General features: G+C 67.3%; 18 protein-coding genes and 8 pseudogenes. 10 read left to right on the top strand and 16 right to left on the bottom strand.

Features of this window, described 5'->3' with window-relative positions:
• Positions 1-183: 183 nt before the first annotated feature.
• A complete protein-coding gene (locus tag ACIQM3_RS21070; RefSeq protein ID WP_401626418.1) occupies positions 184-753 on the bottom strand; it encodes a TetR/AcrR family transcriptional regulator in 570 nt (189 codons plus the stop codon).
• Between the two features lie 127 nt (positions 754-880).
• Between ACIQM3_RS21070 and ACIQM3_RS21065 the strand changes: the two genes are divergently transcribed.
• On the top strand, positions 881-2,038 hold the full coding sequence (locus ACIQM3_RS21065) for an epoxide hydrolase family protein (protein WP_401626415.1): 1,158 nt from the start codon (positions 881-883) through the stop codon (positions 2,036-2,038).
• A gap of 36 nt (positions 2,039-2,074) precedes the next feature.
• Here ACIQM3_RS21065 and ACIQM3_RS21060 read toward each other — a convergent pair.
• From ACIQM3_RS21060 to ACIQM3_RS21050, 3 genes and pseudogenes are all read right to left on the bottom strand, one after another.
• Positions 2,075-2,575, bottom strand: a pseudogene (locus tag ACIQM3_RS21060) (Tn3 family transposase); the annotation flags it as partial.
• 8 nt (positions 2,576-2,583) lie between these two features.
• A pseudogene (locus tag ACIQM3_RS21055) lies at positions 2,584-3,478 on the bottom strand (NmrA/HSCARG family protein).
• 119 nt (positions 3,479-3,597) lie between these two features.
• Complete coding sequence (locus ACIQM3_RS21050) at positions 3,598-4,023, bottom strand: MarR family winged helix-turn-helix transcriptional regulator (RefSeq protein ID WP_401626412.1); 426 nt, start codon at positions 4,021-4,023, stop codon at positions 3,598-3,600.
• A 370-nt stretch (positions 4,024-4,393) separates the two neighbouring features.
• On the opposite strand from ACIQM3_RS21050, the gene ACIQM3_RS21045 reads away from it, so the two are divergent.
• Positions 4,394-5,005, top strand: a complete 612-nt coding sequence (locus ACIQM3_RS21045; RefSeq protein WP_401626410.1) for a DUF998 domain-containing protein — start codon at positions 4,394-4,396, stop codon at positions 5,003-5,005.
• 188 nt (positions 5,006-5,193) lie between these two features.
• Here ACIQM3_RS21045 and ACIQM3_RS21040 read toward each other — a convergent pair.
• Positions 5,194-5,316: pseudogene (locus ACIQM3_RS21040) on the bottom strand (IS701 family transposase); the annotation flags it as partial.
• Between the two features lie 136 nt (positions 5,317-5,452).
• Here ACIQM3_RS21040 and ACIQM3_RS21035 point away from each other — a divergent pair.
• Together ACIQM3_RS21035 and ACIQM3_RS21030 are read left to right on the top strand one after the other, a co-directional pair.
• Positions 5,453-6,031 (top strand): annotated as a pseudogene (locus ACIQM3_RS21035) (DUF4158 domain-containing protein); the annotation flags it as partial.
• Positions 6,032-6,945: 914 nt separating this feature from the next.
• Positions 6,946-7,512 carry a hypothetical protein gene (locus tag ACIQM3_RS21030; protein WP_401626407.1) on the top strand — a complete coding sequence of 189 codons (567 nt, stop codon included), beginning with the start codon at positions 6,946-6,948 and terminating at the stop codon, positions 7,510-7,512.
• 214 nt (positions 7,513-7,726) lie between these two features.
• On the opposite strand, the gene ACIQM3_RS21025 is transcribed toward ACIQM3_RS21030, so the two are convergent.
• The 3 genes and pseudogenes from ACIQM3_RS21025 to ACIQM3_RS21015 form a co-directional block, all read right to left on the bottom strand.
• On the bottom strand, positions 7,727-8,185 hold the full coding sequence (locus ACIQM3_RS21025) for a hypothetical protein (RefSeq protein ID WP_401626513.1): 459 nt from the start codon (positions 8,183-8,185) through the stop codon (positions 7,727-7,729).
• 80 nt (positions 8,186-8,265) lie between these two features.
• Positions 8,266-8,475 (bottom strand): annotated as a pseudogene (locus ACIQM3_RS21020) (ATP-dependent DNA ligase); the annotation flags it as partial.
• A gap of 67 nt (positions 8,476-8,542) precedes the next feature.
• Positions 8,543-9,474 (bottom strand): IS5 family transposase gene (locus tag ACIQM3_RS21015; protein ID WP_401626404.1). Its coding sequence is split into 2 segments (ribosomal slippage): positions 8,543-9,096 and positions 9,096-9,474, totalling 933 coding nucleotides; the frame shifts between segments, so codons are not numbered across the junction.
• A gap of 117 nt (positions 9,475-9,591) precedes the next feature.
• On the opposite strand from ACIQM3_RS21015, the gene ACIQM3_RS21010 reads away from it, so the two are divergent.
• Positions 9,592-9,993 carry an AAA family ATPase gene (locus ACIQM3_RS21010; protein WP_401626402.1) on the top strand — a complete coding sequence of 134 codons (402 nt, stop codon included), beginning with the start codon at positions 9,592-9,594 and terminating at the stop codon, positions 9,991-9,993.
• Positions 9,994-10,181: 188 nt separating this feature from the next.
• On the opposite strand, the pseudogene ACIQM3_RS21005 reads toward ACIQM3_RS21010, so the two are convergent.
• From ACIQM3_RS21005 to ACIQM3_RS20995, 3 genes and pseudogenes are all read right to left on the bottom strand, one after another.
• Positions 10,182-11,140: pseudogene (locus ACIQM3_RS21005) on the bottom strand (transposase).
• 208 nt (positions 11,141-11,348) lie between these two features.
• On the bottom strand, positions 11,349-11,717 hold the full coding sequence (locus tag ACIQM3_RS21000) for a hypothetical protein (protein ID WP_401626399.1): 369 nt from the start codon (positions 11,715-11,717) through the stop codon (positions 11,349-11,351).
• Positions 11,718-11,894: 177 nt separating this feature from the next.
• Positions 11,895-13,370 (bottom strand): helix-turn-helix domain-containing protein, encoded by a 1,476-nt coding sequence (locus ACIQM3_RS20995; RefSeq protein WP_401626397.1) that lies wholly within the window; start codon positions 13,368-13,370, stop codon positions 11,895-11,897.
• 350 nt (positions 13,371-13,720) lie between these two features.
• Between ACIQM3_RS20995 and ACIQM3_RS20990 the strand changes: the two genes are divergently transcribed.
• Positions 13,721-14,119, top strand: coding sequence for a hypothetical protein (locus tag ACIQM3_RS20990; RefSeq protein ID WP_401626278.1), 399 nt, complete (start codon positions 13,721-13,723; stop codon positions 14,117-14,119).
• On the opposite strand, the gene ACIQM3_RS20985 is transcribed toward ACIQM3_RS20990, so the two are convergent.
• Complete coding sequence (locus tag ACIQM3_RS20985) at positions 14,114-14,953, bottom strand: IS5 family transposase (RefSeq protein WP_401626275.1); 840 nt, start codon at positions 14,951-14,953, stop codon at positions 14,114-14,116. The genes ACIQM3_RS20990 and ACIQM3_RS20985 overlap by 6 nt on opposite strands.
• Positions 14,954-15,702: 749 nt before the next feature.
• Between ACIQM3_RS20985 and ACIQM3_RS20980 the strand changes: the two genes are divergently transcribed.
• Together ACIQM3_RS20980 and ACIQM3_RS20975 are read left to right on the top strand one after the other, a co-directional pair.
• Entirely contained in the window at positions 15,703-15,831 is a 129-nt protein-coding gene (locus ACIQM3_RS20980) for a hypothetical protein (protein ID WP_401626394.1), read from the top strand.
• A gap of 987 nt (positions 15,832-16,818) precedes the next feature.
• Positions 16,819-17,205 carry a hypothetical protein gene (locus ACIQM3_RS20975; RefSeq protein ID WP_401626391.1) on the top strand — a complete coding sequence of 129 codons (387 nt, stop codon included), beginning with the start codon at positions 16,819-16,821 and terminating at the stop codon, positions 17,203-17,205.
• A 225-nt stretch (positions 17,206-17,430) separates the two neighbouring features.
• On the opposite strand, the gene ACIQM3_RS20970 is transcribed toward ACIQM3_RS20975, so the two are convergent.
• From ACIQM3_RS20970 to ACIQM3_RS20955, 4 genes and pseudogenes are all read right to left on the bottom strand, one after another.
• Positions 17,431-18,006, bottom strand: a complete 576-nt coding sequence (locus ACIQM3_RS20970; RefSeq protein ID WP_401626388.1) for a transcriptional regulator — start codon at positions 18,004-18,006, stop codon at positions 17,431-17,433.
• Positions 18,006-18,860: pseudogene (locus ACIQM3_RS20965) on the bottom strand (DNA-binding protein); the annotation flags it as partial. The pseudogene ACIQM3_RS20965 and the gene ACIQM3_RS20970, both read right to left, overlap by 1 nt.
• A gap of 141 nt (positions 18,861-19,001) precedes the next feature.
• A pseudogene (locus ACIQM3_RS20960) lies at positions 19,002-19,308 on the bottom strand (ATP-binding protein); the annotation flags it as partial.
• A 12-nt stretch (positions 19,309-19,320) separates the two neighbouring features.
• On the bottom strand, positions 19,321-19,959 hold the full coding sequence (locus ACIQM3_RS20955; RefSeq protein WP_401626385.1) for a TetR/AcrR family transcriptional regulator: 639 nt from the start codon (positions 19,957-19,959) through the stop codon (positions 19,321-19,323).
• Between the two features lie 92 nt (positions 19,960-20,051).
• Between ACIQM3_RS20955 and ACIQM3_RS20950 the strand changes: the two genes are divergently transcribed.
• Together ACIQM3_RS20950 and ACIQM3_RS20945 are read left to right on the top strand one after the other, a co-directional pair.
• Positions 20,052-21,227: an FAD-dependent oxidoreductase gene (locus ACIQM3_RS20950; protein ID WP_401626382.1), complete on the top strand. Its 1,176-nt coding sequence runs from the start codon at positions 20,052-20,054 to the stop codon at positions 21,225-21,227.
• Positions 21,228-21,504: 277 nt separating this feature from the next.
• Entirely contained in the window at positions 21,505-21,702 is a 198-nt protein-coding gene (locus tag ACIQM3_RS20945; protein ID WP_401626379.1) for a hypothetical protein, read from the top strand.
• Positions 21,703-21,756 lie beyond the last annotated feature (54 nt).

Genomic DNA, 21,756 nt, shown 5'->3' with positions numbered 1-21,756 from the left:
CGCCAGTGCCCGCTACCCAGGGTGCACAGTCGCGCTCGTCGGCGACACGGCACTCGCCGAGCTCATACTGGCCGGAGCAGGCGGCCTCGCGACCGCACTGTTCTCACCGGATTCTTGGCGGGGTGCGGTGACGATGTTGTGTCCGGAGCAGGGCGATCCGCGGCTCCGCTCGCATGCTGCGGGTCAGGGCTTGTCGCCCACGAGAGCGATTGCGCGCGTCTCGGGAACTCCCAGCATCAGCAGGCTCGTGATCGTCGCTGCTCGGGCGCCGAGAGTCTCGTTCGACAGGTCGCTGTCCGCGATGGCGAACACGACGCCGTAGGCAACCTGGCTCAGAATGCCTGCCGGCAGGTGCTGTGCGAACACGTCGCTGTCCTGGCCCCGTTTCACAAGGTCGGCGAGGAGCTCATCGACTGGCCCGAGCAGGCCGTGGATCGCCTCGCCGTACTCGCCACGGCGCAGCGCCAACAGCACTCGGTACCGGTGTGCCACCGGCCAGACGCGGGCGATGAATTCGACCCACGTCGCGTCCGCTTCTGCGTCGGAGGCGGCGACTTCGATGAGCACGGCTGTCACCTCTGTGACGGCCCGTTCCGTGAGTGTCCGAACCAGGTCGAGGCGCGAGGGGAAATGGCCATAGACCGTGCGACGGACGACGCCGGCAGCGGAGGCGATGTCGCCCATTCCCGCGTCGGGGTTCTTCCCCAGCACATCGAGGCCGACGTTGAGGATGCGATCGCGTGTCTCGTTCATCGAGCGCGCACGGGAGGACTCGGTAGGCACAAAGCCATCATTGCACACCTCCGTGCAGCGAAGTAGGCTGCACAGTGGTGTGCAACGGAGGGTTGCGCCGTACTTCGACGCCGAAGGGAATAAGGCCATGACCGCACCGACAACCTCGGCCCTCGTCCGCCCGTTCACCGTCTCGATCGCGGATGCGGAGATCGACGACCTGCAGCAGCGACTGGCCAGAACCCGATGGCCGGACCCGGAGACGGTGGGCGACTGGTCGCAAGGGGTCCGCGTGGACAACGCCAGGTCTCTGGTCGAGTACTGGGAGCGCGGCTACGACTGGCGGCGCTTCGAGTCCGACCTCAATCGCCTCCCCCAGTTCCTGACCGAGATCGACGGGCTGGACATCCACTTCATCCACGTCAGGTCCAAGAATCCCGACGCCATGCCGCTGATCCTCACGCACGGATGGCCGGGCTCGATCGTCGAGTTCCTGAAGCTGGTCGGCCCGCTCACCGATCCGGTCTCGTTCGGAGGAGACGCCGCCGATTCATTCGACGTCGTCGTCCCGTCGCTCCCCGGGTTCGGGTTCTCCCAGAAGCCCAAGGAGACCGGGTGGAACGTGGCGCGCATCGCAAGCGCGTGGGTGGAGCTGATGAAGCGACTCGGCTACACGAGATGGGCCGCGCAGGGCGGCGACTGGGGTGCTGTCGTCACCACCGCCCTCGGGGCCATGCAGCCCGAGGGGCTGCTCGGAATCCATCTGAACACCCAGTACGCCTTTCCCGCGCAGATACCCGACACCCTGTCGCCCGCACAGCGCCACGCGGTGGAGACCCTCACCCTGTACACCGACGGTCTCGGCGGGTCGAACCACCTCCAGCGCACGAAGCCGGAGACCGTCGGATTCGCCCTGGCGGACTCTCCGGCCGGCCAGGCAGCTTGGATCTACGAGAAGTTCCAGTCCAAGACCGACAACCAAGGGCTCGCCGAGGACACCCTCAGCATGGATGACATGCTCGACGCGATATCCCTCTACTGGTTCACCAACAGCGCGGCGTCGTCCGGCCGCATCTACTGGGAGAACAGTTCGGGCACGCTCGCCGGCCCGAAGTTGGCGCTTCCGGTCGCGGTGACCGTCTTCCCGAAGGACATCCCGCTCCTGCCGCGAAGCTGGATCGAAGACACCTACAGCAATCTGATCCACTACGGCGAGGCCGACAAGGGCGGGCACTTCGCGGCCTTGGAACAGCCCGAGATTCTGGTCAGCGAAATCCGCACCGGCCTGCGCACTCTTCGTTCCTGACACCAACGCGCGAGCTCACGAGCGCGCCATGCGTGATCATGTCCCGTCCTCGTCGTCCTCCATGGCGTCCGGGTCCCGGAAGGGCCGCAGGCCCTGGCCGGGACCGCTGGCCTTGATGGTGAACAGGCAGCGGCCCAGGAAGTTGATGTGCCGGTCCTTGAGCGGGGAGAGGCGGGCGACGTCCTCGTCCTTGATGTCATGGCCCTCGGCGCGGAGCTGGACGACGGCGGCGTCCAGGTAGCACGTGTTCCACAGCACGACTGCGTTGAGGACCAGGCCGAAGGCGGCGAGCTGGTCCTCCTGGCCCTCGCGGTACGCCTGGCGGATCTGGCCGCGGCCGCCGCGGCCGATCGCGCGGGCGAGGCGGTGGCGGGACTCCTGCACGGTGAGCTGCCGGCTCATCAGTCGGCGGTAGGTGTCGTCGACCGGGTCGACCAGGGCGAGCAGGCGCATCGTCTTGTCGATGCGCCCGTACTCGGCGAACGCGGCACCCAGCGGGGTGGGGTGGCCCTCGCGGCCGAACATCCGCAGCAGGTCGCTGGATATCAGGAACGGACCCGGTCCGCGGGCGCGGGCGCGGTCCAGCCGGTGGAGCGGATCCACTCGGCCAGGTCCCAGATGGTCGGCTCGATCGCCCGCACCGCTGCGCGGTCCGACGGGTAGTCGGACGCCTTGGCGAACTCGCGGAACATCGCCTTGTCGAGGTCGTTGCCGAGGACGCTCAGTGGCAGGGCCTCGTAGCGTGACGGTAGCCCGGCTCGCGCGCCGAACGCGGCGGCGATCTGGGGGCCCGTCGACTCGTCGCCGATGACCTCTATGGCTCCGCCGGGCACGTCCGCGGCCTCGAGCAGGATCGCGGCGGCGACCTGACCGATGTCCTTGATCGCGATCATCTTCAGGGCGATGTCGTCCGGCAGCGGCAGCCTCAGCACGATCATTCCGTCCTCCAGGCTCGGCGCCATCACGGTCGCGAAGTTCTCCATGAAGGCGGTCGGGCGAACCATCGTGGCCCTCAGACCGGAAAGCTTCAGGTATTCCTCGATCCGGTGCTTCGAGTCGTGGTGCGGCACGCCCGTTTCGCGATCCGCTCCGAAGACCGAGTTGAACACGACGTGTGGCACGCGCGCCGCGGCCGCCGCATCGACGAGGGCGGTGCACTCGGACCTCCTCCTCGATCTCCTCAAGGCTGTTCGCCTCCGGGGTCATGAAGTAGAACGCATCGACCGCCTCCAGCGCGGCGACTGTTGACGCCGGATCGTCGATCCGGACGGTCGACAACTCAACGCCTCGGGCGGCCAGCGCCCGCGCCCGGTCGGACTCGGGGGTGCGGACGAGGGCCCGCACCCGCGCTCCTCGGGCCAGGAGCGCGTCGACGACCGCCCCGCCCTGCTGCCCCGTCGCGCCGAAGACCGCGATCGCGCATTTTTCCCGCGTGATCATGTCGTCACCTCTCGTTAGGACATGCCATGAACCTCGACTAGTTCATGCCGTGAACCAGATTAGTTCATGCCATGAACTTAGGCTAGACATGGGGGCGCCGAGGAGGACTGCGCGGTAGGTCAGGACGATGTGGACGCCGAGACGCCTGCTGCGTCCACGATGGCGGTGGCGAGGCGTTCGAGGTCGCGCTGGCCGTCGGCGTCGAGGCTCCCCGCGACATCGGGCAGGCGCTTGACGGTCTCGGCGAACACCGCCTCGGCGAGCACCTTCCCCGCCGGCGTCACGCCGAGCATGATGACTCGCCGGTCCTGCTCTGAACTCGCCCGGCTGACCAGGCCGCGCCGCTCGGTGCGGTCGACGAGTTGACTCAGCGCGTTCTTGGTCATGCCGAGCGAGGCGGCAAGGTACGCCATCCGCCGCGGCTCGTCCTTGACCGCGCACAGCAGAGTGGCCTGCGAGGGCGTCAGGTCGTGCTCGACGCAGATCTGGGCGTACCTGCGCTGGATCAGGACCGAGAGCCAGAAGAGCTTGTCGCCGTAGTCCACGCCCGCCGCCCCTCATCTGGTGCCCAGCCGCTAGTCTACCGACGCCGACCGGTCGGCCCGACCGTCCGACCGACAGCGAAATTCGCCTCGCCTTGCCTGGCCTGGAGCGCCGCGTGATGCCCGATGCCATGCGGGCCGATACAGGCCCGCCGCCCCGATGTCCTGTCGCAGTCTGTCTGACAGATGGTGGGGGCCCTGACCTGCTGGGTTGCCATGTTGTTTGGGAACGCCGAGGGTCGGCGTTCCCAAACAACGTGGGCTTTCACGGAAGTGCGCCGACGTAAGGGCTGCCCCGTGATTGATCTACCAGCGTCCACTCGCGCGTCAACCCATGTTGACATTGCTCAAGGTGTCAACATAGGTTGACGTCATGGGTGATCAAGTGTTACTTGCCTGCGGGGTGGCTGCCGGCCCTCTCTTCACCGTCGTATATCTCTTGGTGGGTGCCAAACGGGTGGACTACAAGCCGCTCCGCCATCCCGTCAGCTCGCTCGCCCTCGGCCGTGCGGGGTGGGCGCAGACCGCCAACTTCCTCTTCGCGGGTTTGCTGTCGTTGTTCTTCGCTGTGGGCCTGTGGCGGATCGGGCCTTCCCGCTGGGGTGCGGTGCTGATCGGCGTATGGGCGGTCGGTCTTCTGGGTGCTGGCATCTTCCGGACGGATCCGGTGCGCGGTTACCCTCCTGGCACTCCTGATCAGCTTCAGCGGAGCACTCCTGCAGGGGGTGTGCACGACCTGCTATCCCTCATCGCATTCCTCGCACTTGCCGTGGCCTGTTTCGTATTTGCGCCGTCCGACTCGCTGGGGTGGGCCGCCTACTCGATCGCCAGCGGCGTGTTCTTCGCAGCGACGATGGTGCTGGCCAGTGCCGCATTCGGCCAGAATCAACGCTTGGCGGACCTCGGCGGACTCATCCAACGCATCGCCATCACCATCGGCTGGACCTGGCTGGCTCTGCTCGCCGTTCGCGCTCTGCACGCTTAGTACTGCAACGGTCTTTGTTCTGGTGTGTGGGTAGTTCCTGGTGGTGTGTGGCCGCGTCGTTTGTAGTGGCTGATCCGGGCTTGGAACTGTCGTCTGCGGCGCCAGTGTGACCAGTGCAGGACATGGTCGATGAGGTTGGCGGGGGGGCCGGGTCAGGCGGGTGGTCAGTCGCCGGATCTCGGGGAGGGTCAGGGCGATGAGCTGGGAGGATCCGTTTCTGCTTTGTCGGTGTCGAGTGCGCGGGCTCGCAGGACGGTGAGGCAGGCGTGGGCTGCCATGGCGAGGATGATGTGGCGGGGCCAGCAGGGGTAACCGGCCTTGGGGACCAACGGAACAGCCATTAGCGCTGAGCACTTGATCTTGGTCGTTTAGCACACGTGATCGGCTCGTCGGGGGCGTTCGGCGGCAGATCCACGTTCGCTCGCCGCGGCTGGTTACGTCCGCGATATGCCCGTGGAATTTCTGACTGATGAGCAGGCGACCGCGTTCGGATCGTTCGCGGATGAGCCGACGAGACCTGAGCTGGAGCGGTTCTTCTTCCTCGATGACGAGGACCGGAAGCTGATCGCGAAGCGGCGTGGTGACCACAATCGCCTCGGCTTCGCCCTCCAGATGTGCACGGTGAGGTACATCGGGCTGTTCCTGGAGGACCCCTTGGCCGTGCCGTGGCCGGTGGTGGAGCACCTGGCCGCGCAGCTGGAGATCGAGGATGCCTCACAGATCAAGCGGTACACCGAGCGGCAGATGACAGCGTACGAGCACGCGTGGGAGATACGTGAGGCGTACGGCTATGGCCCGTACGAGGACCACGCTCAGGGCCGGAAGTTCCGGGCGTTCCTGCACGGGCGGGCGTGGACGGCACACGCCGAGGGGCCGAAGGCCCTGTTCGATCATTCGGTGGGCTGGCTGCGCCGTAACCGGGTGCTGCTGCCTGGGGTGAGCGTGCTGGCCCCGGAGGTCGCCGAGGTCCGCAGGATCGCGGAGGAATGCCAGTCGGCCCCAGCTCGCCACCACGCACGGGAAGCAAGAACCCGCCCGTCAGCTGGACTGGCTGGCAGGAAACCTGGCCAACCGCGGGACCAGACTCTTTCCCACTGCCGCTCTGGCAGTACTCCACGCGGCTCTGTGCGACACCACCACCGCCCAGCGAATGGCCGCGCTGCCCGCTGCCCCGCACCAGAAGGCGGCGGCACTGACCGCAGTGGCATCACACCTCGCCCGCGTCCCCTCCCGCCCCTGCCCCGTCCCTGACTCCATCGGCACAGACCGCTTCACCCACGCCATCCAGCACCTGGCACTGAAGGTGACCTCAGCCACCCGCCCCGACAACGAGGCGCCCATCAAGCTTCTTCGCCACGCCCTGGCTACTGCCGGCTGGCATCACGCGATCCCAGTTCTGGCTCGTCTCGCCCCTGAAGCGATTGCCGCCCTCCGAGACATCACCGTGGCACACCTCCACGCGTTGCAAGGCTTCCGAAACCGATGACCTGGCGCAGCCTGCAGGCGGTACAGCCAGAGCAACACCAAGGTTGACCACACTAAGAACGCAGCGTGGCCGGGCCCCCCACGGGCATAGGAAGCACGCATCGCCCTTCTCCTCTCGAGCCCATCCCCGCACGCGCGGGGAGCACCCGCAGCGCCGCAAGTGGCACATCCGGGACCTCGGACCATCCCCCCACGTCACGGGGAGCATGTGTACTCCGTGTCGCGGTAGCGCACGTGAGGGGACTATCCCCGCGGGCGCGGGGAGCACGTGTCGGCATCGTCGCCCAGGGCTTTGCGGCTGGGATCATGCCCGCGGGTGCGGGGAGCACTAGGTCGTGTCGTCAAAGTGTCTTACCCACATTTGTAATGAGGCGAAGGCGACGGCTGCCGTGGGTCCGAGTGGTGGGAGGCGCCGAAATGCTGATCTGGAGGACCGGCCCTGGCAGACTGCGGGCATGGAGGACACACAACTGCCCCACCGGGGCCGGGGGAACGGCACGGTTCCCGTCAGTCACGCTCCGAAAAATGAGACCACAGTGGTAGAGATCAAGGGCGGGACTCTCGCCGGTTTCTACGTCTACGGACTGATCAACACCCCTGATCGGCTCGAACAGGGCCGCATGCTCGTGACGCACAACCTCGGCGGTCACCGTGTACGGGCGATCGTGCCCAGGGAGTACACGCACCTGAAGGTGAAGAAGATGTCCAATGGTTCGCTGTTTCCCCGCTGGAAAATCGGCTTTCGCGCCGCAGGGTCGCTGCCCGAGTTGATGAAGATCGTCGAGGGCCGTCATCCAGATGTCCTCCTGTATACCGGGGAGCGCACCACATTGAAGCTGGAGGTGGGCAAGGGGTACGCAGGCTTCTCACACCGGCCACTCAATGGTGGGGAAGCGACGCCCCTGGAGGGATGTAACGGGCCTTTCCGCGGCACCGTCGAGCTTCCGGGCCCTGGCCTGATCGAGGTGGACTGCCTCGTCCGCTGGTCGGCCACCTTGCACCAGAGGGCGGTGCCAACGTGAACGGTTTAGTGGATCATGGTCTCGTGATTTATCGCCACGAACTGTCCGATGCCGAATGGCGAGGTGTCCTGGTCCACCCAGGATGCCCTTGAGCACCTGCGTCCTCGCACGCTGGATCGAGGAGTGCGGGGTCGAGAGGCGACCTTGATCGCGCGCAGCAAGCGACTCTGCCTCAGGAGCAGAGCCACAGCCTGATCCGGCGACTGCCGTGCAGCTACTGCGTCTCGCCGAACCGCGGAACATCGGCTTCGGCTGCGTCCAGGCGGAGCCGTTCGTAGCGCAACGGGTGGCGCCACACGCCGTGGTCCTGTGAAACGTCGGCGCTGAACTCCGCGACGAGGACGGGAGTGACCGGGACCGGCTCCAAGGGGGTACGGCTGTTCCAGGACGCGGTGAAGCGGACACCGGTCCACGGGTGGTCCGGGCCGGCCGCGATGAGGTGGCCGGCGAGCTCGCGGGCCGGGGCGGGTTTCAGCGGAACGGTCTTGCCCACGAGCCGTAGGCGGCCGGTGGTGTCGTAGCGGCCCAGCAGCAGAACCTGGAGGCGGTGCAGGGAGCCGGTGACGGCGCCGATGAGTGCTTCGGTGGAGTCCCTGCGGCGGACCTTGGACCAGCCGCGCACGCCCAGGCGGTAGCGATCGCGGGGTCCGTGGTCGACGGGCACAGCGTCCACGGAGGTGCCGGCCGGTACGAGGTGAACAGGGCTTCCAGAACCTCGCGGCGGCGCGCGAAGGGCTCGTCCGGGAGCTCCTGGCCGTCACTCTGCAGGACGTCGAACGCGATGAAATGGGCAGGCATCTCGGCAGCCAGGGTGCGGGCGTTGCGGCCGGCGGTCGCGCGGCGTTGCAGGGCGGTGAAGCTCAGCTGCCCGTGGTGGTCCAGGACGGCAAGCTCGCCGTCGAGGACGAGACCGTTCGGCAGGCTGCGGGCCGCGGCGGCAAGGTCGGGGAAGCGGTCCTGCACCAGTGAACCGCGTCGGGTCTGCAACAGCACCGGGTCACCCGTCTGGCCCTAGGCACTGTTTCTCGGATCATGTTCGGAGCCAGATAACGAGGGCTGCGAGTGTGACGGTGCCGAGGTAGATGTAAGCGCGCTTCTCGTAGCGGGTGGCGACGGTCCGGAAGCCCTTGAGCCGGTTGATGGCGCGTTCGATGGTGTTGCGCTTCTTGTAGCGCTCGCTGTCGAAACCGGTGGGTCGACCGCCTCGGGACCCTCGGTTCCTGCGATGTCTCTGCTGGTCGAGTCGCTCGGGAATCGTGTGCCGGATGCCGCGTCGTCGCAGGTAGCGACGGTTTCCGCGGGACGTGTAGGCCTTGTCCGCCAGGACATGATCGGGCCGGGTGCGAGGCCGGCCGACTCCGGTTCGGGACACCGAAACCTGCTCCAGCACCCGCTCGAGCTGGGGCCCGTCACCGTAGTGTCCGGGTGTCAGGACGAACGCGAGGGGCCTGCAGCGCCCGTCGGCGACGAGGTGGATCTTGGTGGTGAATCCACCGCGGGACCGTCCCAGACACTCGCCGACCTGACCACCTCCTCCAGGCGGGCTGCCAGTTTCCGCAGTACCGGATCGACCTGGTTCGTCCCCCGCCCGGCCCCCTTTTGAGGAACGGCGGCCGGGGCGGCCGTCCTGGCACCGGCCGCGTGCTGGGGGGCTCTCACGGCTGTCGAGTCCACCGACACATCCCAATCGATCGCGCCCAACGCGTCCTCGGCCGCCTGGACGCGAGACAGCAGCATCTGCCACGTTCCGTCGGCCGACCAGCGGCGATGTCGTTTATAGACCGTTTCCCACGGACCGAACCGCTCCGGCAGATCCCGCCACTGCACGCCGGTCCGCACCCGGTAGAGAACACCGTTGATGACCCGGCGATGGTCGCTCCACCGACCACCACGCGCACCACCAGGAGGCAAGAACGACTCCAGCCGATCCCACTCCGCATTCGTCAGATCATCGCGGCCCATGCACCCAGCCTGCCCCAACGCCCCACCCACGTCACGAGATCCAAACAGTGCCTAGTTCGCCGTGATGTGGAAACCGCCTTCCTTCTCTCGGGCCGGTTGTCTCGGGAGAATGTCGTCATGACGATGATCTCGACGGTCGCCGTCGCAGTCGACACCCGGAGCCGCGAGGGGTTCGCCCTGGTCGCGCTCGACGGCATGGGGGGTTCCGGGAAATCGACCATGGCGGAAGCCCTTGCCGAGTTGCACGGCGCCGTGGTGGTGCACGGTGACGACTTCTACCACCCCATGAACGCCGAGGAGCGAGCCAGGCTGAATCCTGTGCAGGGTTACCACCGTTACTTCGACTGGCAGCGGTTCCGTGACGAGGTGCTCGCCCCGCTCGCCGCCGGCCGTGATGCCGCCTACCGGCGCTACGACTGGGAGACCGGGACCCTGGCGCCGGACGAGACACACACCCGTCTCCCGCTGCGGCATCGTCGTCGTCGAGGGGGTGTACACCGCCCGGCCCGAACTCGCTGACTACTACGACCTGATGGTCTACGTCGACACTCCCCGCGAGGAATCCCTGAGGCGACTTCGCGAACACAGCCATGACCACGGCCCGATCGACTGGGAATCCCGCTGACGCCTGGCCGAAGAGCACTACCTGGCCGTGACCCGCCCTCGGGAACGAGCCCACCTGGTGGTCTCTGGGCACTGATCCGCATCTACCAGGTTCTACCGGGTCTGCCGATAGCCTTGAGGTTCTCGGGGCGTTTGACGGTCTTGCCGACGTCGTAGCGGGGCGCGGGACGACGGTTCTTGCTTCCGAGTGGCCGTCCGGGACCCGCGCCTCGAGGTTGGGGAACACGGGCGGGGCGGAGGAGGCGGGCTCGGATGTTCCGGAACCTCGGCGGACCCGGGCCGGGGTGAGGCGTTCGAGTTTGGCCGGCTTCTCCCAGGGACGGCGGAGGTCGGCGGCCAACAGCCGGGCGAGGCGGAGCTGGGTGTGCGCGACGATCAGGAGCCAGGTCCACCGGTCCGCGGCCTCGGGCGTGCGCAGTTTCGGGGTGGTCCAGCCGAGCGTCTGTTTTATGAACCTGAAAGTGTGCTCCAGGTCGAATCTGCGCAAGAACATCTGCCAGCAGCGGTCCACGTCCGCGGGGGCGGCACCGGTCTTCGAGGACCACAGCCAGACCGGGGGCGCTTCCCGCTCCTTGGAGAGGTGTTCGACCTTCAACCGGAGCAGGGTGCCCTCGACGATGGGGAGTTCACCGTCGTGCTCGAGCCAGGCCGAGCGGTGGGTCAGCCGTGGGTGGACCCGGTCCCACGCCTGAGCCTCGGCCCGGTCCGCCGAGCACGGCGCGTCCGAGCGCAGCCACGGCGACACGTCGACCGCGAGCACCAGGCATCCACCGTCGAAGCGCGGCAGGGGCATGCCGGCCAGCAGGGCCCGCAACCTGTCGACACCGATCCGGCCGCGGTTGAGAGCTCCGTACAACGCGCCGTGACCACGCGGGTGCTCGGGTATCAGCGTCAACTCCACCGGTGAGGTGACCGGCCCGTCGGCACACAGCAATGCGTCGGCGAGCTCGAACAACTCATCTCGCCGGGCGGTCAGACACTCGTAGAACTCTCCCCGGAAGCGTGACGCTTCCTGCCGGACATCGTGATGCAGCAGACTCACCCCTGGCGGCCCTGTGACGTGGTGAAACTCGTGCTCTGGTCAGCACGAAGGATCACGCCAGGGCCGCCCCTACGTCCGCTGAACCCCCTCCTGAGTAATCAAGTTCGGGGGCGCCATTCGAGGCCGGAAGAAAAAGAACAAGCTGAGAACTCGGTCTCGGAACCCCCATCAAGGGTTCCGGGACGAGTTCTGTGTGGTCGGACAGGCCCTAGCAGGTGATCGACTTGGTGGGGCCTGTCCTGCTGTCGGTGTTCTCCCCGTCGATCCACACTCGCCAGGTGTCAGTACCACTGCACTTGTTCCTCACCGCAACGTTGCCGGAGCTGTCGCCGCTGGCGTCCCAGCCGTCGCTGTTCGCGGTGACCCAGATCCCCAGTACCTTGCGCTGAATCTTGATCTTCATGTCACCGCAGCCGCTGCCGGTCCAGGCACCGTAGCCGGTGACCCAGGAATCTCCGGTGGAAACTCCGGTCTTCAGCACATTGCCGGCCTTAGGGCTGCAAGAGGCTGCGGCAGCCGGTGCCCCTCCCGCGAGGACGAGTCCCCCGGCCATGAGGCCACCAAGCACAGCGGACACAGTCTTGTTCTTGAAGTTACGCACAGCGATTCCTCCTACGAGCAGTGATGAGGTGACCCATGACACGCCCTCTGGAGATCGCCCCAGACGCACTGGCGGACCGGGTGAAGCAGACTGTAGGGAGGGCTGTCGCTGGCGGGCAATGCGCACGGTGCGCAGTTGCGGGATGGCGGCTGTTCACGGTGCACGGTCAGCGATGCGGAGTGCGTGGACGAGTTCGTGGGTGCCGGGGCCAGGTGTCTGGAGGCTGCGCTTCAGGAGCTGTTCGGCGGCGCGCAGGTGGGCGCGGACGGTGGTGCGGCTGATGCCGAGGTTGTGGGCGGTTAGCTGAGCATCGGTGTCGGCCTGGATCCAGGCCCGCAGGGTCTGGTGCACAGCGCGGTCTGTGCCGGGCCGCAGGGGTTGGAGGAAGGCGTGGGCCCAGGTGATGGCCGCTTCCGTGGACAGCAGACTGTCCACCGACGGCGCGGGCGCATGCTCGGCTGCGGCGTTGCCGTCGGGTGGCGGGAGGTCGTTGACCGACAGGGCCAGGGCGAGCTCGGCGCGGCTGCGGGGGTCTTGCAGGTTGAGGCCGAGGGCGTCTTGGACACGCCTCAGGTGGGCGGTGACGGTGTTGCGGCTGATGTCGAGCAGCCGAGCGACACCGGCGCGGGGGAAGTTCAGGGCAAGGCTGGTGATGTCGAGGGTGAGCCGGGGGGCTGTGCTGATCGGCTCGAGGAAGGCGTGGGCCCAGGCAAGGGCTTGTTGACGGGGGAGCAGTCCTGCTAGCGGTGGCTGGTCGTGGTAGTGGGCGATGCGTTCGGGCGTGTGGCGGGCGACGGCCAGGGCATGGCGGGCTTGATCATAGGCCCGCGCAGTGGCCGGTAAGGGCACGGGGGCGCCGATGCCCAGCGCGTAGCGCGGATTGTCTCGCACCAGCGCCCGCAAGGGCACGGCCAGGCCGCCGTCCACATTGTCGTTGTGCTCCACGGGCAGGAGACAGATGAGGTGATGGTCGTAGACCGGACAGCGCACCATCAAGCCGCGGCCGTGATAGCCGGACGCATCCTCGTAGGCGGCGATGAGCCTGCCGCGGTCTGCGGGCGGGCAGCGCAGCAGGTGGATACACAGACGCTCCGCGTCCAATAACGGCGGAAGGGCGCCGGCCGTCATCCGGCGAGCCAGCGTCGGTTCTCCGGCCATCAGGGCCATGAAGACTGCCAGGCGCAGCCGTGATGCCACCTGCTGGTAGCGCAGGGCGAGGTCGTCGGCCTGACTGGCTTGTCGCAACACCTCGACCAGGGCGCCTACATGAGACGCTAGCGCCAGCGCCTCACGTGTCACCGGCAGGAGACTGCCCACCACCAGCACCGGACGCGGCACGTGCCGTCCCAGCGCTTCGCACCGCACATGGAATCCGCCCCGCTGTGAGGCCGCAGCGGCCAACTGTCCGCGGGACAACTGCGTCAGCACCGGCTGGAGACCGGCAAGGATGTCCGGCGCAAGGAGGGCAGTGGACACCTCCACCTCGCCCGCGCGGTCGACCAGGGCTATCTCCGCGCCGAGCTGCCGCCCCAACCAGTCGATCAATCCCTGCGGATCAAGACTGACGTCCTGACCGCCACGAGGTCTCAGCTGACGCAACAACTCATCGAGCACCTGAGGTATCGGCACGGCTCTCCCCCGCCAGCTCATCGGCCGCCTTGCCCTAGTCAGCCGACGCGCACCCGCGGATCCTGAAGTAACCGCGGATTTTAGCGCGGTCATCCTTGAGTACCTGGTCGGCCGCTCACGCGGCGCCCGCTCCAACAGTGAAACCATCCACTACCAGGACGACGAAGGCTCCACCCGCAGGTGCACCACGCCGGTCCGCCTTGATGCTCCCACCGAAGCCCCTCCCAACCACTCCGGCTCGCCTGAACCGCTGCCCTGTAAGAGAGCGTTTTGTCCCGGCGGGTGTGTTTGATATGTCGCGCGCTAAAAGGCGGGTTGGGGCACACGCGGGGGCGTGTGAGGATCCGTCCGTGGAGTGCGATGTGTGTGGACGTGAGATGTGGCGATGGCCGACACCGCCGACAGTCTGGGAAGAGGAAATCTGGTCATGTTCCTGGTGCTACGCCTCCACCCATGTGGGTGGCGAGTGGTTCGAGGTCGCGCGGCCGCCGTACTTGCCCGTGGACATGCGTTGGGAGCGGGCCGTCGCGGACGGCCTCACCGCCGACGTCTCCCATGCTTTCGGCATCTTCGACAGGACGCTGTGCGGAATCCAGGTAGCCGGCATGTCGCCGTCGGAGTACTGGTGGCTGCCAGAGCGGGAGAACGCCTGTGGCGCCTGCCGGGATATGGCGGGTGTCATCGATGGCCGCTGGCCGCAGGCCTTGAGGGGTGAGGACGCGCGGGCCAGCGTGGCTCGGCGGCTATGAGTCCTTCCAGTTCGGAGTCGACTCTCGTGTGAGCCTGCGGCTCATCAGGTCGATCATCGCGAGGCGGATCATGGCTTCGGAGCGGTGGGGGTGAGTTTCGTAGTCGCGGGCGAGGCGGCGGTGATTCATGAGCCAGCCAAATGTCCGCTCGACAACCCAGCGCCGGGGGATGACCTTGAAGCCCTTCTGGCCAGGGTCGCGGCGGGTGACTTCGACGTCGATGCCGAGGGTGGCGCCATGGTCGATGGCTTTGGTTCGATAACCGCTGTCGGCCCATGCCTTGGTGATTCTGGGGTGGGCCTTGGCGATGCGCGAGAGCAGGTGGATCCCGCCGGCATTGTCGGAGACGCTGGCCGCGGTGACGCAGACCGCGAGGAGGAGGCCGAGGGTGTCGACGCCGATATGGCGCTTGCGGCCCGCGATCTTCTTGCCCGCGTCGATGCCCTGGCCGGTGGCCGGGACGTTGGCGGACGTCTTGATGCTCTGGGCGTCCAGGACGCATGCGCTCGGTTCGGCGTCCCGGCCAGCGGCCTCCCGGACAAGTCGGCGCAGCAGGCCGTTGAGCTGGTCAAACACGCCGTCCTTCTGCCAGGCAGCGAAGTATCCGTAGACGGTTTCCCACGGCGCGAAGTCGTGGGGAAGATAGCGCCAGGGGATCCCGGTCCGGTCCACGTACAACACCGCGTCCATGATCCGGCGCAGGTCGTGCTCGGGCGGTCGCCCGATATCCAGGCCCTTCCCTCGCCGCTCGGCCCGCCAGGCCGACACCATGGGCTCAAGCAGTTCCCATCGGGCATCGGACAGGTCACTCGGATACGGCCGCTGTCGAGACATGTTTCGATAGTTCCGTCGAGCGACATCCCGCCACAGGGCGCAAACAGGTGTGAGTGGGGGCGCCTTGGGATCAGACAGGAGCGAAGAGGCTCAAACGGACCCTCGACCGTCGTCACCCGCCACAGATGCCACGAAAGTGGCCGCCAGCCTCAACCTTCACAGGCAGTCCACTCATCCAAGAGCCCACCAAACACTCCCTCCGGGACAAAACGCTCTTTAACAGCCCGTCTTCAAACTCTCGCCACCAGCGGCCCCATGGCCGTGAAGAGAAGACGGGGATTCCGGCCCCCGGGATCGACTGAATCCTTTCCGCCGAGTCGACGGCGGAAAGGTGCACTGCCCCGTAGGGCGCCCGGAAACTCTCCGCGAAGGCCACGAGCACCGCAGGGTTAGCGGCGCAACCCCTGCCTGCAGACCGCATCATTGGCCGCCAGGCAGGGCTCGTTCAAGAAAATCGAGCGACGAGTATCCGGGCCGCGGATTTCTTGAACGGACGACGCGTCGGTGCTATTGGCCTCGCGGCACCCTCGAAGTCTTCGAGGGAGTGGAACGCCCGGTACACAGAAAGGGAGTCGGTTACCCGTGCTCCCGAACCCGCCCCTGGGCGGGGCCGGCCGCCGAGAGGATGGGCGGATGAAAGTCTACGGCAACGAGCCCGGCGAGCCCGACGTCGAGGTGCCGGGCACCGGTACGCGGCGCTGATCGGCGGACTGCTGGACGGGCAGCGCCTCGACGTCACCGGGTGGAGCGTGCAGCAGCAGCTGCACGGCGCGGCGCACATCACCGAGCCCGGCGCGTACGGGCCGGGCGGACGCGCCTACTACGAGGGACAGCCCGGCGACCCGGACCGGCTGCACTGGACCGGCGACACGCCCTGAGCCACTGTCCTCCACTGAGGAGCAAGCCCTGCAAGTGCCATCCGGACGACGCGGCCGCGGAGCTGGATGGCGGGGCCAAAACTGGCTGACTGTCATGACAGCACGCCAGAGATGGTGGCCACAGCCAAGGCGAGGAGTGTGAAGCTGGCGCAGAACGTCACGCCTGCGCGCCCAAGGGAGGTGGCGATGGCGGCACCGTCAGCGCGTGCCAGGAAGGCGGCAGCTGCTGCTGCTGCGAGCAGGGAAAGGATCAGGGCTACCGCGATGGACAAGAGGTCGCGGCCATGAGGCTGCCGACGAATTCAGGCACGGAAGCAAGAAACAGCTCGTACACGGGCATGCCGACGCACCGAGGGGCCGGACGCGCGTCGTTCTCCTTGTGTGTACGAGGGGTCGCGGTTGTGGGTCACCTTGGTCGGATAACGACGGGTCAGGGGCACGGCGTGGTGCCAGGGGTGGGGGTCGGCTCTTGTCGAACGGGCGTGTGCGGCTCAGTAGCGGGACAGAGTGGCAGACCGATTTCCAGCGCCGGACGACAGGCCGCCCGATTCTGAGCGCGATGGATATCGCGGTGATCCGTCGCTCGCTGAACGGCACGCTTACCGAACTGCAGCGTGCGATCGACCGCTTCGACGTGACCAAGGCAGCGGACCTGTTCGAGTGGGCATGGCATCAGGCCTCGCAAGCCCCGCCGCGCGAAACCCGGGAGCAACGGGCTCAGTTGAGAGATCTCAAGGATGTTCTGGGCTCTCGCCGGTGGCGGGAGGAAGAACGGCGCCTGGCCGCGCAGGAGCCGCGGCCGCGCCCGGAGACGGCCCCGCCCGCCCCGCGTCCGGGGCCCACGAAACGGCCAGCCCCCGCACAGCCTCCCGTCGTACGGCCGGGAACGGTGTGGTCCTCCGACGCACCTCGCACCCCCGCGCCGGACCCGATGCAACCCCGGTGCGGGCGACACCGCCCGCGCCGGTAACCCGTCATGCTGCGCCCATGCCTGCGCAGGGACGTCCGGCTCCTCGGGAGGGTCAGCCAGGGCATCTGGGAGCGGGACGGCTCGCGGAGCTCGCGACCGACCTACGGCCATTGCTGGAGCAGTCCGCCCGGGCCGGTGGCACCACCACGTGGGCGGTGATCCGCAAGCGCCTGCCCGCCCTTACGAGTCTGCACCGCGACGACGAGAGCGTCCTGCTGTGGCTCGTCGATGACGACCGCGACCAGAGTGAGCCGCTGCTGTCAGCTGTGGTAACAGTCGGCGACCGGCAGATGCACCCCCGGTTCCCCACCATCGCCGAACAACTCGGGGTCCCGGCCGGCCACTCTTCGACGCAACAGCGCTCCACCTGGAACTACGAGGTACTGAGAGCGCACCGGCACTGATGCCAGGCACGCGCTGAACAGGACCGGCGCTGTCCGTCTACCCGAGTGGGCCCGCAGCGGTGACGGCGATCCCAGTCACAAAGCTGGGGGCCAACAATTGCCCTGTGGCGCCGGCCCCATCTCGCATGCGAACTTCGTGAAAGTCAGCGACCTGCCGCGGTTGCGACGTCAGGCGCCCCGCCCTTGGCAGCTGCAATTCCGGGGACGAAGCGCTTGTACATCTGTTCAGGCGGCCCAGCCGATGGAGGAGACGTTGCTGTACGCGTCGTACTCGGAGCCGATGTCTTCGATGATCTGATCCCAGATCGCGTCGAGCTCCGCCAGGTCCTCCTCGAGCCAGGCATCGACCGCGCGGTCCCACACGCCGCGGACGTTGATGCTCCGGCTGGCCACGTCACGCTGATGCCTGCGCTCGACCCCGGACTGGTCGACCGGGTTGATTTCCACCCGGGTACCACGGCCCTCGTTGTTGAGCCGGTGCTTAAGGTCGGTGGCCACGTTGCGACGCCGCAGATCCCAGTACGCGGCATCCAGCCGGGTCCGGTTCGCCTTGTTCGGGGTGCGCTCCTCCGCGAGCCAGGCCATAAGGGTGCGCGGGGAGACGTGGATGCTGGCACGGTCCATGGCCTCGTATCCGGTGTCCGTCTTGGTGAGGTAGCGCAGGCGGGCGCAAAGCCCGCGGTCGCTGTCCACGGGGGAGGCGATGCCGGTGACCATGTTCTCGATCGCCGCGCCCAGCGCGTCGGCGCCCGGGACGCCGTGGGCGTTGAACATGCCCAGGTCCATCCAGCGGCCGGCCATCAGCGGGCCACCGTCCCAACCGTGTACTCACCGGACGCCTTGCCGTCACCATGCTTGATCTTCATCTGGGACACGCCTCGCCCCTCAGGGAAGACCTGCCACCAGTCACCGGTGACGTGGAGTTCGTCGGTGCCCATCATCGCGACGACATCGAGACCGGCCGTGGACGCCTTGTACGCCTTGCCCCACAGGTTCGCGTACGCCTGCGAGTGAATGATGTGCATCCAGTCGGGGCGCACCATCTCGCGGTTGTGGATCGACTCCCCCATCGTCGAGATGAACTTGCTGTACATCGCCTTGACGTACTCCAGCGTCAGCGTGTCCCGGTTCTCGATCGCCTCGTCGCGGGCGGCGGACAGCCGCTTGCGCAGCGCGTCCAGGAAGTTCTCCGTCGCGCCCGGGGTCCAGGACTCGTGGATAACCGGAGCGTCCGTCAGCCCGTACTTCGGGCCGGACAGGCGCTGGAGCAGCCGAAGCGTGCTGTTGGTGACCCACAGGGCGCCGGGCTCGTCGCGGTCGCCGATCGGGTCGGGCAGGTGCGGGTGCGCCCACTCGGCGGGGGTGATCAGGTGGACCCCGGAGCGCTTCGGCTCCACACCATCGGTGCCGGTGCTGTGCTCCAGCTTCTCGATCGGCAGCCACGTCTTCAGCGCCGACAGGTAGGCCGCGTTCACATCGAGCGCGGTGACCTTGATGTCTCTTGGGGGCGCGCAGGGAGTAGCCGGATGGTGGAACTGGGGGCGGGCCTCCCAAATCTGGTCCGGGTCCTTCTTCGACGGCTTCTTCAGGATGTCCGGGAGGGCCGGGTAGGCGGTGTAGTCGTAACGGGCGGTCGCCCGGGTCTCGTTGAACAGTGGTCCCCCGCGGCCTGGTCGGCGTCCTGGCCCCGACCCTCGATCTCCTCACCCAGACCGTGGAAGCCTGGCGGACGGTCGGCCACACCGGCCCCGCTGTCGCGTTGTGCAGCCTCGGGGCCGACGGGACATGGCGCGAATTCATTTCGCCTCAGGGAAGGCCTGTTCGATCCAGCAGGTTTTGCCCGAGCGGGCGTAGCGCGTTCCCCACCTCTGCTCCCCACCTCTGGACGAGCTGCGCGACGATGAACAGTCCGCTTCTGCCTTCGTCGTCCTCGCCGCTGGGGCGCGGGTGCGGGGAGGTGCGCCCCGTGTCCGCGACCTCGCAGAAGGGCGCGGTCGCCGATGAGGCGCACGTGAAGCGGCCCATCGGCGTATCTGACCGCATCGGTCGCCAGCTCGCAGAGGACGAGCTCGGCGAGGACGAGAGCTCTTCGAGGCCCCAGCGGTGCATGACTTCTTAAGCTTCATCCGTCGAATGTGACGTCGGTCCGGCCAGGCCGTGCAACAGCAGATCCGTGAGGGTGTCGATGACGCGTTGGTCGTCTTCGCTGCCGGGGGGCGTGCGCACAGCGTAGTTGAGGGTCACGAGCATCGCGCCCATCGCCGCCGCGATGAACTCGGGGTCGCCGGGCAGCTGGTGTCCGCGCTCGATCAGATACTCCAGATGCTCCCGGATGGTTTGTGTTTGCTCGCGCAGGTCGCGCCAGGCCCGGCCCGTGCCGGGGTCGTCGGCCACCATCGCCTGAAACAGTGCGAGCGTGACCGGGCGGTTCTGCCGCATCACCGTCCACGCGACACCGAGGTGGTCGCGCAGCTGGTCGCGGTCGGTCAGGTCGTGGTCACGGGGGTGCTCCAGGCCGACCATGCGTTCGTCGATCGCATCCTCCATCTCGGCGAGGAGCGCCTGGAGCAGCTCGTCCTTGCCGGCGAAGTGTTCGTAGAACGAGCCGGTCGAGCGTCCGGCTGCGGCGGTGATGTCGGTGATCTTCGTATTGAGGTAGCCGCGCTCGTTGAACAGCCCCCGCGCCGCGTCCAGTAGCGCGGCACGGGTCTGGGCCGCCCGGACTTTTCGACTGGCGGTACTCGCCTGCGGCATGTCGTCCTCCCTCGGCTGTTGACAGATGCCAGCGTATCGGAACAGACTTTCACTGAATCAACATTCAGTGAAACTCGATTCATGGAGGCGTCATGCGAACGATCGTGATCGGTGGCGGGATAGCCGGGCCCGCCATCGCCCTTGCACTGCAGCGCATCGGTCACGACGTGACCGTCTACGAGGCGTACGACGTTCCGCCCGAGGATGTCGGCGCCCACTTCAGCCTGGCGGTCAACGGCCTGCGCGCGCTGGAGAAGCTGGGCTGTCTACGCGAGGTACAGGCGGCCGGATACCCCATCGAACGGATGCGGTTTCACACGGGGGGCGGCCACCTCTTGGGTGACGTGCCACGCCTTCGGCGCGAAGCCGACTCGATGCGCAGCATCTCGCTCCAGCGCGGACGGCTCGTGGCAATCCTGCGCCGCGCGGCGCTCGACGCGGGCGCACAGATCGTCACCGGCGAACGCCTGGTGGGCGGGACGGAGTCAGCGGACAGCGTGGTGGCCGAATTCGCCTCCGGCCGGCGCGACACCGCCGAGCTGCTCGTGGGCGCCGACGGCGTCTGGTCAACCGTGCGCGGACTGATCGACTCGTCCGCGCCGCGCGCAGAATACGCGGGACTCTACGGGGTCTCCGGAATCGCCACCCTGACGGGTCTCGAGCCCGGCGTCTGGAACCTCGCCTACACACGCAACGGTGCCTTCGTGCACACCAGTATCGACGAAAAGACCCAGTGGTGGACGGCTCAGATCGGGGATCCGGTCAAGCCCGACCTGCGAGGCATCGACGACGAGCAGTGGCTGCGGCGCGTCACCGAGCTGTTTCCGGAGGCAATGCCGAGGGCCATCGTCGGAGCCGCGACATCGATCGTCGCGTCCGGCTACCTGAACGTCTGCGACCCGGTCGCGAAGTGGCACAGCGGACGCATGGTCCTGGTCGGCGACGCCGCCCACCCTGTCGGCGTCGGACACGGCGCATCGATGTGCATCGAGGACGCTTTGGAACTCGCGGCGGCGCTGAGCAGCACTCCGACCGTCCCAGCGGCACTGAAGGCCTACGACAAGGCACGTCGCCCGCGCATTGACAAGCTGCTCAAGCACGGGCACAACGCCCGTGAGAGCAAGCGGCCCGGCGCCGTGAAGCGACAGGTCAACGCGGCGAAGATGCGCGTACTCCTCCCGTTCTTCGAACGGGCGCAGGGATACCTGTACGACTACGAGCCGCCGTCCCTGTCCGCCGTAGGCGGATCACAGTCCGCCACGCACTAACCGGCCTGGAGGTCCGAGGCTCGCTCGTGAAGATGGACGCGGGTTGTCGACGATGGGTGGCGGCAGGGCCTCATTCACAGGGGGCAACGGCGCATGTCGAGCGTACGCGCGTGGAGTCGGATTTTCACGCCCGTTTCGATGGTGGCGTGCAACGTCCGTGACGGACACGGGGCAAAACCGTACTGACCGACCATTGACCGATCCGAACGGATGCCAACCCGGTGTGGCGCCGCATCGAGGACGATGCGGCGCCACACCCATCGAGAAGGAGAAGCAGTTGCTGAAATCGCGGGTGAGGAAGAACCTGGCCATCGGACTGGTGATCACGGCAGTCATCGCGTCGCTGTCGGTGGTTGTTGCGGACGACGGCAGCAAGGTGGAGGAGTTCAGGAAGTCGCTGATAATAGGCTTATCGGTGACGGGAGTAGTGACAGGGGGGATCTGGTTGCTGCAGCGGAGGCGTTCGGCACCGTGACCGGCCAAGTCCCCGACGGGTCCACAGTCGCACCGGCAGTCGGAGCGGGCTCGT

It is taken from the genome of Streptomyces sp. NPDC091271 (genome assembly GCF_044757505.1).
Classification (GTDB): Bacteria; Actinomycetota; Actinomycetes; order Streptomycetales; family Streptomycetaceae; genus Streptomyces.
Note: the sequence above shows the minus strand (reverse complement) of the source record. Positions and strands in the feature narration are given on the sequence as shown.

What these genes read in the sequence shown, in the direction of transcription:
- ACIQM3_RS21010 (WP_401626402.1), top strand. Translation starts at nt 9,592, where the DNA reads ATGACGATGATCTCGACGGTCGCCGTCGCAGTCGACACCCGGAGCCGC.
- ACIQM3_RS20985 (WP_401626275.1), bottom strand. Translation starts at nt 14,953, where the DNA reads ATGTCTCGACAGCGGCCGTATCCGAGTGACCTGTCCGATGCCCGATGG.
- ACIQM3_RS20955 (WP_401626385.1), bottom strand. Translation starts at nt 19,959, where the DNA reads ATGCCGCAGGCGAGTACCGCCAGTCGAAAAGTCCGGGCGGCCCAGACC.
- ACIQM3_RS20950 (WP_401626382.1), top strand. Translation starts at nt 20,052, where the DNA reads ATGCGAACGATCGTGATCGGTGGCGGGATAGCCGGGCCCGCCATCGCC.
- ACIQM3_RS21045 (WP_401626410.1), top strand. Translation starts at nt 4,394, where the DNA reads ATGGGTGATCAAGTGTTACTTGCCTGCGGGGTGGCTGCCGGCCCTCTC.
- ACIQM3_RS21065 (WP_401626415.1), top strand. Translation starts at nt 881, where the DNA reads ATGACCGCACCGACAACCTCGGCCCTCGTCCGCCCGTTCACCGTCTCG.
- ACIQM3_RS20970 (WP_401626388.1), bottom strand. Translation starts at nt 18,006, where the DNA reads ATGGCCGGCCGCTGGATGGACCTGGGCATGTTCAACGCCCACGGCGTC.
- ACIQM3_RS21030 (WP_401626407.1), top strand. Translation starts at nt 6,946, where the DNA reads ATGGAGGACACACAACTGCCCCACCGGGGCCGGGGGAACGGCACGGTT.
- ACIQM3_RS21070 (WP_401626418.1), bottom strand. Translation starts at nt 753, where the DNA reads ATGAACGAGACACGCGATCGCATCCTCAACGTCGGCCTCGATGTGCTG.
- ACIQM3_RS20975 (WP_401626391.1), top strand. Translation starts at nt 16,819, where the DNA reads ATGCCTGCGCAGGGACGTCCGGCTCCTCGGGAGGGTCAGCCAGGGCAT.